Raw genomic sequence first — 12517 nt, 5'->3', positions numbered from 1 at the left:
CTCATGAAAGATTTGAATTGGCTTTGGGATTACCTTCCTTCTCTTTGGGAGGGATTGAAACTAACGGTGATCCTGACAGCGACATCGATGATTTTCGGCGGCGTACTAGGTTTGCCCCTCGCGTTTATGAAAATGTCCAAGTTCCGGTTGGCGGCTTCGATTGCCGGAGCATATGGAACCGTCATCCGCGGAATGCCGCTGCTCGTCCAGATTTTGCTAGTTTACTTTGGTCTACCCGTGTTGACGGGAATTCGGACACCCGCAACAATTGCCGGCGGAATTGCCATGGCGCTATACACGGCGGCGTTTCTGGCCGAAGTCTTTCGCTCGGGGATTCAGGCCGTCGATCGAGGGCAAATGGAGGCTGGACGTGCAATCGGGTTTGGGCATTGGCAAACCATGAGACTGGTGATTATCCCGCAAGCATTTCGAACCATGATTCCCAACCTGGCGAATCAGCTTAGCATCACGCTCAAGAATACGTCGCTTTTGTCTGTTATAGGCGTAACGGAACTCACACTCGCTGGGCAGAACATTTACATGCAGAATTTTGACATGATCCGTGTCCTCTCGATAGTGGGCGGCATGTATCTTGTCATATACCTCATAGCCGAACGCATGACTGGCTATCTCGAACAAAGGGTTTCTCGATGAACGCGCCAATTCGTCTTCTTTCTGAGCTCGGAGGTCAATCCGAGCCGGGTGCTAGCGCGCACCAGGTTGCAGCCGAAAGTGTCGCCATGATTTCTGCGAGCGGTGTCGAAAAAGCGTTTGGATCCGTTCAAGTCCTCAATGGCGTTAGCATGTCGGTCGCCGAGGGTGAGGTGGTTTCCTTAATTGGTGCATCTGGGTCTGGAAAATCAACGTTTCTCCGCTGTCTGAATTTACTCGAAACGCCGGACGCTGGAACCATACATATCGATGGCGAAGATGTGCTAAGCAGGCGGTACGACGTAAACAAATTGCGTCGAAAGATCGGCATGGTGTTCCAGAACTTTAACTTGTTTAGCAATATGACGGTACTCGAGAACGTGACTCTCGGGCCGACGAGGTTGTTGGGGATGTCAAAGCTGCAGGCGAGGGAAGAAGCTGAGGAGCTATTGGCTAAGGTGGGCCTACTTGAGAAGGCAGGTGTAGTGCCGCATAAACTGTCCGGCGGGCAGAAGCAGCGCGTCGCAATCGCCCGCGCGCTGGCCATGAAGCCGCGGGCACTTCTCTTCGACGAACCGACGTCGGCGCTTGACCCTGAGATGGTACGTGAGGTACTGGACGTCATCAGGAATCTCGCCTGTGATGGGATGACGATGGTTGTTGTTACCCATGAAATGGGGTTTGCTCGTGAGGCAAGCAAGCGCGTCGCGTTTATGCACGGAGGGAAAATCCTGGAAATTGGACCGCCGGCCCAGGTGCTTGGCAATCCGCGTGAAGAACGAACGCGCGAATTTCTCTCAAAAGTGTTGTGAGGTAGCGCAAAGATGGCAGATCATGTTTTTGAACAATCGACTCTGTGCGTTCATAGGACTGGCGCGAGCACCGAAGGATTTCGGAGCTTTTCTACGCCAGTGTATCGGGCTTCCACGATCGTATTCCCAAACGCACAAAGTTATCGCGATCGTTCCCTTCAGTTCCCGGACGGATATAGCTACGGGTTGATGGGGACACCAACGACCCGCTCACTCGAGGAACAACTGACTCGACTCGCAGGGGGCGTTCGTTCCGTCCTTGTTCCGTCAGGGCAAGCCGCTATATCAGTCCTCATGTTGACTCTATTGGCGCACGGCGATCATGTCCTGATTCCCGATAGCGTCTACCCGCCGGTGAAGCAGTTTGCGGAGGAGGTCCTGCAGCGCTATGGAGTTGCGTTCGACATCTACGACCCGATGAACCTGCAGTCTCTGCGTAGCTCTATAAGAGTCGGGCGGACAAAGCTGATTTGGATAGAAGCTCCGGGTTCGACAACAATGGAAGTCTGTGACATCCGTGAAATCGTAAGTATTGCGAAAGAAAATGGTGTGTTGACCGGTTGCGACAACACATGGGCAACGTCGATTTTTTGCAAGCCGATTTCGCTAGGTGTGGACGTCGTAGCTGAAGCGTTGACCAAGTATGTAGGCGGACATTCCGATCTTTTGCTGGGAGCGTTGAGCTTTGCGTCGATGGGTGTTTATCTGCAGGTGAGAGAGCAACTCGCAAATTTGGGCATAGGTGTATCGCCTGATGACTGCTCTCTAGCGCTGCGTGGCATTGAAACCATGTCAGTGCGCCTGGCACACGTCGGTTCGACCGCCCTGGAATTCGCACTGCGCTTGAAGGACCGACCTGAAATTGCCCGTGTTATTCACCCGGCGCTTCAGGAGTCTCCCGGACACGAGTATTGGAAACGGGACTTTCAGGGGAGTACCGGCGTATTTTCTGTCCAACTGCAGATGCAAGACACGGCGCAAATCGACCGGGCACTGGGTCGTCTTGAATTGTTCGCAATCGGCGCATCGTGGGGAGGGACGCGAAGCCTCGTTGCACCGATGTCGCTCGATGGGCAACGTAGCTTTGGGGTAGGCAGTTGTAATACAACGTATTTGAGATTCAGCGTCGGATTGGAAAGTCCGCTCGATCTCTGGCGCGATATCGAGCGATTTTTGTCGGCCCTTTAGTCAATTTGTGTTGACGGGTTTGATGGTGGTGTAAAAAGGCATTAATAGTTGGATTGACTGCCTGCTTGTGCGGGCAGTGAAATTATTGATTTTCTGGCCATTTTTTCTATGAGTAACGCAATTGGAACCGTCGCCAACTTAGTTTGGCGATGCGATCTAATTTGATTGGTAACTTCTTTTTATCCTATTAACTTAGTATAACTAATATTTTTAACCGACTTGATATGTCACTTGGCGATATCGGAATCGGAGGAGATGTGATGACTAGGATTTTTGCTGCAGCTGTACTTGGGTTGTCTGTAACAGTATGTCATGCTCAATCCAGCGTAACACTCTACGGGGTCGTGGACGATGCGTTCATGTTCAATTCCAACGACGGCGGAAAACATCAATACGCCCTGTTGGACGGCGCGATGAATTCCAACCGTTGGGGATTGAAAGGAAATGAGGACCTCGGCGGCGGATGGGCGGCGCTGTTTACCGTGGAGGGTGGCTTCTCCTTAAATTCGGGGGCGATGGGGAACAGCAACACGTTGTTCGGTCGAAATTCGTTTGTCGGCCTTTCCGGCCCCTACGGCAAGGTGACGTTAGGACGTCAATACTCCGTTGGCGATTCTTACACCGGTGAACTGTCGGCGGGTGGTACCTGGGCGTTCAACGGTTCGGGAGCCGGGGCGCACCCGGCAGATGTCGACAATCTGGACGACTTCAGGTGGATAAACAATGCGATCATCTACGCCACCCCGGAGTACAGGGGGCTGAGCGGGAAAGTAATGTATAGCCCTGGCGGTGTTCCCGGTTCGACAAAAGAGAACAGCATCATCGGGGTAGGAGCAGGATTCAATAATGAAAACCTACGCGTGGGGATCGGCTATCTCGTAGTTAACAATCCGAATTATTCATTCTATGGTAATAATGCGGGATCCAGTGCGACCGGATCGAATTTCTGGAGTCCCGTTGATTCGGGATTTGCCTCGGCGGGGTCGGAGCGAATATTTTCTGCTGGTGCATCCTATAGTTTCGGCCCCGCAACACTTGGCGTCGTCTACAGCAATACCCAGTTTAGAGATTTGGGGAAGACGCCGGTAGCAGGGCTGACAGACACGGAAAATGCATACCGTGGCACGCAAACATTTAATATCGGCGAACTCAATGCGACATATCAGTTTTCGCCTGCGATGCTGCTCGGGGTCTCGTATGCTTATACGCATTCGTCGGGCGTCACATCTGCCACTTATCATCAGGTGAACCTCGGATTTGACTACAGCATTTCGAAGCGTACCGACTTTTATGGGGGTGTGGTGTATCAGCATGCAGCGGGAACCGATTCGCGCGGCCTGCCTGCTGTAGCTAACATTGCTGCGGTTGATCCGTCGTCTGGTCAAAACCAGACCGTCGCTCTAGTCGGAATAAGCCACAAGTTTTAAGTGGATCGAGGCGGTCGTCACGAAGTTATGGGGTCCGCCTCTTGTCCGTTACCGGATGTCGATAGATTTTTGTTCCGTGGATCGAAGTGACTGCTGGCATATGTGACGGGCGCCTGATATGTCGCATGTAACGACACTATGGCGATTGACGTGGGCGCCGGCGCATGAGAGCTGGCTTCGCAAAGGGGCGAAGGCGTTGGGGCGCCGTGTCGTGACTTGGGACTTGGTGGTAACCGAATAGCCGGGATTCGTGAACGAGTAGTGTAAGGAAATGTCTGCTATATCAACTCAAGGCACCGGCAAGGTAGCCGTCGTCATTGTGTCACCCGTCTCGATGTCCGGTATTGGAGCCATTGTCGACACCTTCGCCCTGGTCAATGAGCTAACGGGTGGCACTCTATTCCAGGTAGATGTGTATTCACGTGAGGGTATCCAAGTAGTAGTTCCAGGAGGGGCGAATTTGCCAGTTGGCCTGGCGTTCGATGATTCCCTTCGTTGTGACTGGTTGATTGTAATAGGCGAGCGATTTCATCAGTCTTCAGACGACAATTTATTTCTATCGCAGTTGTTCAGGGTTGTCCAGAGGACTGCACTTGTTATCGGCATTCAGCACGGGGTTTGGTGGCTTGCACGGACAGGTCAGCTCTCTGGCTATCGTGTGAGTGTGCATTGGAGCTTCTACCAGCAATTTGTGGAGCAGTTCGAATGTTTGATTAAGACAAGGCAGATCTTCGAAATTGACCGGGATCGGGCTACATGCGCCGGAGGTCGTGCCACGGTCGACTTTCTGCTCGAACTCATCTGCCGTGAACACGGACGTGCCTTGAGTGAGCGTGTTGCTGAGATACTCATTGCAGCGCCCCTGCGAGTTGGCGACGAGCAGCAACGCGGCCCGCTTCAAAGAGAAGCCGAGCACCTTGACTCGCGATTGCGCAAAGCACTGCAGCTAATGGCCTCCAATCTGGAGGATCCGCTTCCGCTGGACGAGATTGCTCGCTCCGTGGGTGTCTCAAGAAGGCACCTGGAGCGAATGTTCCAGGCTCGTCTCGGATCGATGCCGTCGAAGCACTACCTCGCCCTGCGCCTTGCCGAGGCGAGGTCGCAGGTTCAGCGAACCGGAAAATCCATGATGCAAATCAGCCTTAGTTGTGGTTTTTCATCGGCGGCCCACTTTTCAAATGTCTATCGTGAGCGTTTTGGATTGACTCCCCGTGAGGACCGCAGGAAGTTTGTGCGGGATTCTCTCCAGGATCGGCTCTACACTGTGCCATCGCGGCATCCTTAGGTGGCTAGAAGCAAAGGCCAAGTCTCCGCGGTTCTAGTCCAGGTCGGCGAAAGTCACGCGAGTCTGTGCAAAGGAAGTCGCCCTGTGGTTGCCGTCGTCGGTGGGATGGCGATTATCGTATTCCGTAGTACCCGGTTCTGCAGCGGATTATCGAACCGGGCTTGACGACCGGGTGACAAAATAAATGCGAACATCAATACCGCACAGCATAACCACTTCCTGGTTGACATTCCCGTGTCAGGTGCACTACCGAAGAACGAGGAGCGAAGGCGAAAGTGAGCGCGATGCTGAACATGCTGGAGCTGGAAACATTTGCCGCGGTTGTCGAATATCGCAGTTTCACGCAAGCGGCGGTTGCGCTGAATAGCTCCTCTGCAGCAGCGACACGACGGGTCAGGCGGCTCGAGCAGTCGATCGGGGCGCTGCTCCCGCTGCGGGAGCCGGCCGTGCTGCCGACGAAAGCGGGCGAAGCGGTGTTTCGTCATTTCATGACGGTCCGGCTGCACGAGGACGATCTGCTCCGGCGTGTCATGCCGGGCAGAGCCTCGACCACAGCGCTGGCGCTGGCCGTCAATGCCGATTCCCTTGCCACCTGGTTCGAACCGGTGACGCGCGAGCTGGCGCAACACCATGTGGCGCTCGAGATCGTCGTGGACGATCAGGACCACACGCTCGAGGCACTCGCGCGCGGCGACGTCAAGGGCTTCCTGTCCACGCAACCGGAACCGGTTGTCGATCGTTTCGTGGCCGCGCCGGTCGGGCGGATGCGCTATCAGTGTGTCGCCACACCGGGATTCGCGCGCGAACATTTCGCCAGTGGCCTGAGCTTGCCCGACGCGCTTCAGGCCACCGCCATCCTGTTTGACCGGAAGGACGCCTTGCATGACGTGTTTTTCCGGTCGCATTTCGGTGTGACGGTCGGCAGGTACCCGCGACACTATTTTCCTTCGCCGGTGGCGTTGCTCAATGCGATCCTGGACGAGCTCGGCTACGGGCTGGTGCCCGCGATGCAGGCGGAGCTGCTGATCGACAGCGGCAGACTGGTTGCACTCGCGCCTGGGCACGATCTGCTGATCGATCTGTACTGGCATCACTGGGAGCAGGAGCCAGAGCCGCTCGCGACGATCAGCGCACTGGTCATGGCGGCGGCGCGGCGAAGCCTGGTTCAGCCGGCCCGGAGGGATGAGGAGACCCGTTGAAGGGGGCTTGTGGCGCTACGGTGATGTTTTCGCCGGTCGGACGCTACATGCTCAACACGCAGGCGTCCTGGGGTTCTGCTCCGAAAGGGCGCATCGCCAAGGGACGGCATCACGGCTTCGTGAAAGGTGTGATGACAAGCCGGCGCGCGGTGCCGGGAAGTAGCTGCCACGTCGACGCGCTGCGCACTCGATCTGCTGCCATGGCCGAGGGTCGACTGGCAGTTCGACCCGGTCGAGCCGAAGCCGCTGTCGCGCGTCGGGATGATCCCGGGCGCGAACCTTTACAAAGGAGGAGGACGTTTATGGCGATTTCAGGAATGTCGTTGAGAAGCTTGGTCCACGACTGGTTGGCGCCCGACCCGAAGCGAGGATTCCGGGTCAGCCATTACGGACGATCCGGGGTGGGACGTTATGTTTGCGTCGTCGCAGACAATGGGAGCGGATCGAAGGCGATGTTCTTTTTTCGTCACCGAGACGGCAAATGGTGCATTTATCCACCTGGTCCAGAGCGGCCCGCCATGCAGGGTGAAGTCTCTTGCACGGAGACGAGTGGTGCAAGCGTCTAGGTCGGGAAAAGTACCGGCAGGCCTGTGAAAAGGAAATCGGCCTGTGGCGGTCCCCATCTGCAAGATACCGGTTACGGTTTTCTGTCACGGTTAGTTCTGCAACGGATCACTCGCTGGTCTTGACCACCAGGCGCCTGCACAGGATGACCATCGACACCGCGCCAGCGATGTCGTTCGCGATCATCGGTATGGGTGCGGTCGGTTCGCTGGTGGGCGGTGTGCTGTCGCGACACATCGGGAGCGCGAAGGTGGGGACAGGCGCACTCGCGATATCGGGCTTTTGCTCTCTGACCTTTGCGCTCGGTTGGCGCTTCCTGTCTCCTGAATGGCTGGCAGCGCTCATGGCGATATGGGGGGCAACCGTCGTCGCCGATTCGCCACAGTTCTCCGCGCTGGCTGCGAGGGCTTGTCCGCCTGATCTCGTCGGAAGCGCACTCGCCATCCAGAACTCGATCGGTTTCGCCGTGACGGTGGTTTCGATTGCGATCACGACGTCGCTCTTCGAACGCGTCGGCCTGGACGCGACCTGGCTGCTGGTGCCAGGCCCCATGCTCGGATTGGCCGCATTCGCTGCGATGTCGCGGCCCACCCGCGCATCGGTGAGAACCTTCGGGACGCACCGCAGCTGAAGGAGCAAGACATGCTAGACCTCCAGTATCTGTCGATCGTCATGGAAGTCGACCGTCTCGGCAGTGTGACGGCCGCCGCCGAACGCCTGAATGTCACGCGGTCCGCGCTGTCCCACATGGTCCGGAAGTTCGAGGAGCGACACGGCGTCAAGTTGTGGACGAAGAACGGCCGCGGATTGCGTTTCACGCACGCTGGCGAATATCTGCTGGGTCTCGCGGAACGCGTGATCCCCCAGATGGAACACGCCGAACGCACGCTGACCAATTTCGCTGCAGGTCGCCGCGGAGCGTTGCGCGTGGGTATGGAATGTCATCCGTGCCAGAAATGGTTGACGCGCCTGACGCCTCAATACCTAACCGCGTGGCCTGGCGTCGATTTCGACGTTCGCACGGCTTTTCGCTTCGATGGCGTCGCTGCGCTGCTCGGCTACGAGATCGACATGCTGATCACGCCCGACCCCATCGACGTGCCTGACATCGTGTTCGCACCTGTTATCGACTATGAACTGATGCTCGTCGTGCAGGACGAGCATCCGCTCGCCGCGCGCGAGTTTGCGCTGCCGCAGGATCTGATGAACGAGGAACTCATCACCGTTCCCGTCAGCAAGGAGCGTCTGGATATCTTCACGCGGTTTCTCGTGCCCGCGCATTGCAAGCCGAAGTATCACCGGACGGCGGAGCAGACGGAATTGATGCTGCAACTCGTCGCGGCTGGACGCGGCGTCGCGGTGTTGCCGGACTGGCTCGTAGCAGAAGAGGGCGAAGGGTTGCCTGTACGGGCCATTCGTCTGGGCGAGCCGGGTATCAGCAAATGCATCAACGTAGGTGTGCGGAACGGAGAAGAGGAAATCGCTTACATCGCGGGGTTTCTCGACCTTGCGCGAGAGCTCGGCGCGACGAGTAGTCGTCACGCCTAAAGCGAAGTACGTTGAGGCTTTGGAACCTCGCGGTTCGATCCGATGCACATACTTCTTTACTCAAGCTGCTTGTTGCGGTGTGGGTAACTCGAAGACGTTGTACAGGCCCTTACCACTCAGCCACGGGGAGATCGCTCGCTGCTGTTCGGGATCCGGACGGCAATCTGGTTGACTTCTTCACGGCGGTCAGCGCGGAGGCACTCGCAAGTACATGAAGGAGTGGGATGCGGCAGCGGGTTCCGCTGCCGCATCCCACTCGGTGTCCGACCGCTGTTCTCCCCCTTCCCCCAAACAGCGCAGTGCGCCTCCGGCCGCGCAAGTGAATCCCTACTCGCCTCTCCCGCAGACGCGGCGATCGTCATTACCAGGTTCATCTTGAGCCTGCCGAGCGAGTTTCCTGACTCGATGGGAAGGAATCGATGAGCTTGAGGTCGGCCGCGCGGTCTGGAGGAGCTCTTTTTTGTCTGACGAAACCGCTATGCGGCATGAAATATCGACTAGGGCAATTTCCTGGTTGACAGCTCCATTTATGATTTTCTAGGATGCATACATCGCTGCACACCTATAAACACGCAATGGTGTGTGGCACATGTGTTCCGTCCTCGGAATTACCCTTAAAGGAGAGGTCACCATGGTTCGGCTGTCCTGTTTTGTCCGTCAAACGTTCCTGTCGTTCGTAGCGGTGGGTTGCGTCGTTGCAAGCGCGCCGTCGCACGCCGACGGAACCGCCGGCTGGGAAAGTGTGAAGAAGGCTGGCGTCCTGCGTTGCGGCGCCGCAGTTGCGCCGCCGTACGTCATGCGCGACCCGAAGACCGGCGAATACAGCGGCTTCTTCTCGGAGCTATGTCGCAACTTCGGGCAAAACGTGCTCAAAGTGAAAGTCGAGTTCGTCGATACCACGTGGGACAACATCGTCGCGGGTCTGCAATCGAACAAATGGGATCTTTCGATGGCGCTCAACGACACGCCGGAGCGGGAGAAAGCGATCTCGTTTTCCGCGCCCGCAACGGACTACAACGTTTCGTTCGTCTACAACAGGAACAACCCGAAGATCGCGAAGGGCGCCCATTCCATCGCCGAAATCGACAAGCCGGGTGTGACGGTCGCGGTGATGTCGGGTTCCGCGCAGGACAAGGCGATCACGGCCGTCTTCAAACAGGTGCAAATCATGCGCTTGCCGGGTAACGACGAAACCCGCCTCGCACTGATGTCCAAACGCGCCGACCTTCTCGCCGACGCCAACATCACGAACATGCTGCTGACGGAGGCGCATCCCGACTGGGCCGTCGCCATTCAGCCGAATCCGCCGCTCGCGCAGCAGGAAGTCGCTTTCGGTATCAGGAAAGACACGCCAGCTGCCGACATCGCGGTACTTAACAAGTACGTGAGCGAGCAGGTCAGCTCCGGCGCGGTCAATCGCCTCATCAAGACCTCCGTTCAATCCATGCTCGCTTCGAACAAGTGACGCTTGCTGCCATGTCGCGAGTGAGCGCGTTCGCTCGCTCGCGGCTGGCATCGCGATTTGCGTTTATGTGGCCGGTACCAGACGCAACGACATCGGCACATCCACGGTCGCGGGGTTCGACTCACCTTCGCGCGCGTAAGGCGCGTCCCGCTGGAGAGACTTCATGCTGTCATCGCAAACCATGGTTGCCCAATCTCACACGCCACCGGCTGTGGTGGACTTCACGCCGTCCACGATGGGCGATTTCGTGCAATTCGAGGATGTGTACAAGTCCTACGGCGAGAACCTGGTGGTCATGGACCACATGAATCTCGACATGCGCGCCGACGACCGGCTCGTCATCATCGGCCCGAGCGGAAGCGGCAAGAGCTCGCTGCTGCGCGTGATGATGGGACTGGAAGGCATTCAGGGCGGACGGATCGGCTTCCAGGGCAAGCCGTATATCTACGGTGCGGACTCGGGCCGCTCGAAGCGCATCGACGCCCGGTTGCAGAAGCAGATCGGGATGGTGTTCCAGCACTACACGCTGTTTCCGCATCTGTCCGTGCTGGGCAATCTCGTCCTCGCGCCGATGAAGGTCGGTGGCCTGTCGAAAGCGCAAGCAACCGAGCGGGCCCGGATGTATCTCGCGCGGCTAGGTCTGGAGAGCAAGCTGCATGCGTATCCGAGCCAGCTTTCGGGCGGTCAGAAGCAGCGTGTGGCGATCGCGCGTGCGCTGATGCTCGAGCCGAAGCTGATGCTATTCGACGAAGTGACGTCGGCACTCGATCCGGAAATGGTCATCGAAGTGCAGAACGTGATGCTGCAACTCGCTGAACAGAAGATGGCGATGATCATCGTGACGCACGACATGCATTTCGCCCGCGATATCGCTACGCGTGTGGTGTTTTGCGCGAGCGGAAAAATCGTGGAGCAGGGCGCACCCGCCGACATGTTCAGGTGCCCAAAGGAAGCACGCACCCGCGAATTCCTCGAGAAAGTGCTGCATCTCGACTGAGGTCCGCGATGAACTATCACTTCGATTTCGGTTTTCTGGCGGGAAGCGCGGGCGCGTTGCTCGCCGGGCTCAAGGTCACGCTCGAACTGGCCATCGCCTCCAACGCGATGGGGCTCGTGCTGGGCTTCTTCCTGTGTCTGCTCGCGATGAGCCGGTGGACCGCGGTTCGCTGGCCCGCTCAGCTTTTTATCGAGTTCTTTCGATGCACGCCGGCGCTGCTGCAGATCGTCTGGTTCTTCTACTGCATTCCGATGATGGTCGACGTTTTCATCGACCCGATCATGATGGGCGTGCTGGCGCTCGGCCTGAACCTGACGGCCTTCAACGCCGAGGCCTATCGGGCCGGTGTGCAGGCAGTCCCGAAAGAGCATCTCGATGCCTGCATCGCGCTCGGACTGAAGCCCTGGCAGCGCACCTTTTATGTGGTGCTGCCGCAGGCGCTGCGCAGTGCGATGCCCGTGCTGATGACCAACGGCATCGGCAGCCTGCAGCAGAGCGCGCTGGTGGCCATCGTAGCCGTCGCGGACCTGATGTATGTCGGCAAGAGCCTCGCAACGGAAGCGTATCGTCCGCTCGAAACCTACACGCTGGTCGCACTCATTTACTTCGCGCTCTCACTGCCGATAGCCAGGCTGGTGCATGTGATCGAGCGTCGTCAGGACCTTGCCGTCCGCCGTTGAGGAGAAGACCATGCACCTCGAATTTTCCGCCGTGCTGCCGTACTGGCTGGTATTGCTCAAAGGGCTTGCGCTCACGGTTGCATTCACGAGCAGTTGCGCGGTGATCGGAAGCCTCGCGGGGTTCGTGCTGAGCCTGTTGAGAATGTCGCCTTCTCGCTGGATGAAAGCAGCGACGTCGCTCTACGTGGAGTTCTTTCGCGGCACGCCTTTGCTGATCCAGCTTTTCTGGGTGTATTTCTGCTTCCCCGTGGTTTTCCGCGTGGAGATTCCGCCGTATCTGTCGGTAGTGATTTCGCTGACGCTGTACATGGCGGCTATCACCAGCGAAACGTTCCGCGGCGCGCTGAAGTCGATTTCGGCCGAGCAGCATGACGCCTGCATCGCGTTGAGTCTGTCGGCGCACGCGAAGATTCTCTACGTGATTTTTCCGCAGGCGCTGCTGCGCGCGATTCCGCCGCTGCTGTCGAACATCGTGAGCCTGTTCAAGGAGAGCGCGCTGATTTCGTCCGTGGGCGTCGCGGACCTGATGTTCGTCGGTCAGAGCATTTCGACCAGCACCGCGCGGCCGGTCGAGTTTCTCACCACCGTCGCGATCATTTATTTCCTTGTCGCATTCCCGCTGACGCGTCTCGTCGGCGTGGTCGAGACACGCCTGCTTTCGCGTTTTGCCTGATACCCCAACCAGTCCATCGTTAAGTGGA

At 57.6% G+C, this 12517-nt stretch carries 11 protein-coding genes and 1 pseudogene; all 12 read left to right on the top strand.

The window, feature by feature from the left end; genetic code table 11:
• Nucleotides 1-3: 3 nt before the first annotated feature.
• Nucleotides 4-654, top strand: a complete 651-nt coding sequence (locus AB3X96_RS37805; RefSeq protein ID WP_368593753.1) for an amino acid ABC transporter permease — start codon at nucleotides 4-6, stop codon at nucleotides 652-654.
• Nucleotides 655-740: 86 nt separating this feature from the next.
• Nucleotides 741-1463 (top strand): amino acid ABC transporter ATP-binding protein, encoded by a 723-nt coding sequence (locus tag AB3X96_RS37800; RefSeq protein WP_368593772.1) that lies wholly within the window; start codon nucleotides 741-743, stop codon nucleotides 1461-1463.
• Between the two features lie 12 nt (nucleotides 1464-1475).
• Complete coding sequence (locus AB3X96_RS37795; RefSeq protein ID WP_368593752.1) at nucleotides 1476-2651, top strand: PLP-dependent aspartate aminotransferase family protein; 1176 nt, start codon at nucleotides 1476-1478, stop codon at nucleotides 2649-2651.
• 224 nt (nucleotides 2652-2875) lie between these two features.
• Nucleotides 2876-4078 carry a porin gene (locus AB3X96_RS37790; protein ID WP_368593751.1) on the top strand — a complete coding sequence of 401 codons (1203 nt, stop codon included), beginning with the start codon at nucleotides 2876-2878 and terminating at the stop codon, nucleotides 4076-4078.
• A gap of 271 nt (nucleotides 4079-4349) precedes the next feature.
• A complete protein-coding gene (locus AB3X96_RS37785; RefSeq protein ID WP_368593750.1) occupies nucleotides 4350-5363 on the top strand; it encodes a GlxA family transcriptional regulator in 1014 nt (337 codons plus the stop codon).
• A gap of 284 nt (nucleotides 5364-5647) precedes the next feature.
• Entirely contained in the window at nucleotides 5648-6562 is a 915-nt protein-coding gene (locus AB3X96_RS37780) for an HTH-type transcriptional regulator ArgP (protein ID WP_368593771.1), read from the top strand.
• Nucleotides 6563-7295: 733 nt separating this feature from the next.
• Nucleotides 7296-7757: pseudogene (locus tag AB3X96_RS37775) on the top strand (MFS transporter); the annotation flags it as partial.
• Nucleotides 7758-7768: 11 nt separating this feature from the next.
• Entirely contained in the window at nucleotides 7769-8674 is a 906-nt protein-coding gene (locus tag AB3X96_RS37770; protein WP_368593749.1) for a LysR family transcriptional regulator, read from the top strand.
• Between the two features lie 631 nt (nucleotides 8675-9305).
• A complete protein-coding gene (locus AB3X96_RS37765; protein ID WP_368593748.1) occupies nucleotides 9306-10139 on the top strand; it encodes a substrate-binding periplasmic protein in 834 nt (277 codons plus the stop codon).
• Nucleotides 10140-10320: 181 nt separating this feature from the next.
• Nucleotides 10321-11136, top strand: coding sequence for an amino acid ABC transporter ATP-binding protein (locus AB3X96_RS37760; RefSeq protein WP_368593770.1), 816 nt, complete (start codon nucleotides 10321-10323; stop codon nucleotides 11134-11136).
• A gap of 8 nt (nucleotides 11137-11144) precedes the next feature.
• Nucleotides 11145-11816 carry an amino acid ABC transporter permease gene (locus AB3X96_RS37755; protein WP_368593747.1) on the top strand — a complete coding sequence of 224 codons (672 nt, stop codon included), beginning with the start codon at nucleotides 11145-11147 and terminating at the stop codon, nucleotides 11814-11816.
• A 10-nt stretch (nucleotides 11817-11826) separates the two neighbouring features.
• Nucleotides 11827-12489, top strand: coding sequence for an amino acid ABC transporter permease (locus AB3X96_RS37750; protein ID WP_201647675.1), 663 nt, complete (start codon nucleotides 11827-11829; stop codon nucleotides 12487-12489).
• The last annotated feature ends 28 nt before the right edge of the window (nucleotides 12490-12517 follow it).

This window comes from Paraburkholderia sp. BR13439 (assembly GCF_040948805.1).
Taxonomy (GTDB): domain Bacteria; phylum Pseudomonadota; class Gammaproteobacteria; order Burkholderiales; family Burkholderiaceae; genus Paraburkholderia; species Paraburkholderia youngii.
This window is presented reverse-complemented; position numbering and strand designations above follow the sequence as displayed.